Annotated in this window: 1 protein-coding gene and 1 pseudogene; one reads left to right on the forward strand and one right to left on the reverse strand. The window is 65.6% G+C overall.

Annotated features, from left to right (window positions below; translation table 11 throughout):
- Window positions 1–280, forward strand: a pseudogene (locus WA805_RS19615) (hypothetical protein); the annotation flags it as partial.
- A 7-nt stretch (window positions 281–287) separates the two neighbouring features.
- On the opposite strand, the gene WA805_RS19620 reads toward WA805_RS19615, so the two are convergent.
- Window positions 288–1,103, reverse strand: a complete 816-nt coding sequence (locus WA805_RS19620; RefSeq protein ID WP_422286139.1) for a transglutaminase-like domain-containing protein — start codon at window positions 1,101–1,103, stop codon at window positions 288–290.
- Between the last annotated feature and the right edge of the window lie 496 nt (window positions 1,104–1,599).

Genomic DNA, 1,599 nt, shown 5'->3' on the forward strand with positions numbered 1-1,599 from the left:
CCCTCGTCCCGAGCGGGACTCGGCTGAACCGGCACGAGTGTTCGGCCTCGCCGACCGGGGACGTGTCGCCGCCGGGCAGCGCGCGGACCTGGTCCTCGTGTCCGGTGACCCGTTGACGGACATCACCACGACGCGCGCCATTGAGCGGATATGGCGCGGGGGCATAGCCTGCGACCGACGCGCCTTCGTCGCGAGCGCTGCCGAAGCTGAGCAGCTTGACGCTTTCGACGCTCAGCTCGCCAAGGTCGTGGCAGCCGTGCGCGAACGCTGGCCCAGCTGAGCCACCATCATGCGGACGCTTCCTCGGCCTGGACGAGCATGGATTCAAGCAGCGGGCCGCCGAATGTCGTTGCCATGGCGACGTCGGAGGCGTCGCGCCCCCGGCCGATCACGACGCGGCCTTTCCGCCTGATGTTGTTGCGCGGGTCGAACGTCCACCACTGATCACCCAGCCAGACTTCCATCCAGGCCGCGAAGTCCATCGGCGCCGGATCCGGCGGGACATCCATGTCGGGCAGGTACCCGAAGACATACCTGGCCGGGATGTTCAGTGCCCGGCAGAACGAGATCGCCAGGTGGGTGAAATCGCGGCACACCCCGCGCCCGGACAGGTTAACGTCCACGGCACTGGACAATGCCGTCGTGCTGCCGTACTCGAAGGCTAGGTGACCGTGCACGTAGTCGCAGATGGCCTGGACCCGGCGATAGCCCGGTGCGAGGCCGCCGAAAAGCGACCACGCCTCACCGCCGAGCACGTCGGGCAGGCAATACCGGCTCGGCAGCGTGTAGATCAGTGTGGCGTCGGGAAGGTCATCGGGCGGGCATTCCCGCGCCTCCTCGTCCGACTCTTCGACCGCATCGGGAACCACCGCCACGGCCTGGTAGCGGAAGCTCGACCTGCCGGCCGGCAGGACCGCGCGCACGCACGGGTTGCCGTACAAGTCGGTGTAGACGCGGGCCGGTTGCGCCGGCTCGGAGGTCCACTGCCGGTCTCCGATCGATATGTGCGGTGACTCTGCCGGCTGCACCTGGAAGACCACGGGAGTCGGGATAGCGGCGACATACGTGAACTCGCATCCGATCAAGAGCCGACGCTTTTCCATGTCCCCATGATCCCGGCAGGTTGTTTCCTGGCAGTTAACCGGCAGAACCAGTGCGCAGGGAGTACGTGCAGAGCGAGCGCGCAGGGCGCAGCTGCCTAGCGCCTGCGCAGCATGAGAACGACCAGCACGATTATCACGATGACGACTATGGTACCGATACCGATATACATCGACTATTCCTTTCCTGGCAGCGCCCGGTGTCAATAGACGATGAGGTTCCTGGCGCCATTTTCGAGATTGGCTTCGGTTCAGCTACCCGCGTGTGGAACCTCAAACCACCGGGGCAGCGCTGGCTGTGCCGACGCGCACCCGCGGCTATCCCGCCGCGGCACCATCAGCCTGGACGAACTCGACAGCGGCGATGGCGTTATGCAGCCTCGAACCCGGGAAGTTGGTGCGGCATGACAGACAAGGCCACCAGCGATCTCTGGTGGAAGAATGCCGTCATCTACTGTGCCGATGTCGCGACCTGGGTGGATTCGGATGGTGACGGGGT

Origin of the sequence: Trebonia sp. (assembly GCF_049794275.1) — a bacterium.
Lineage (GTDB): Bacteria > Actinomycetota > Actinomycetes > Streptosporangiales > Streptosporangiaceae > Trebonia.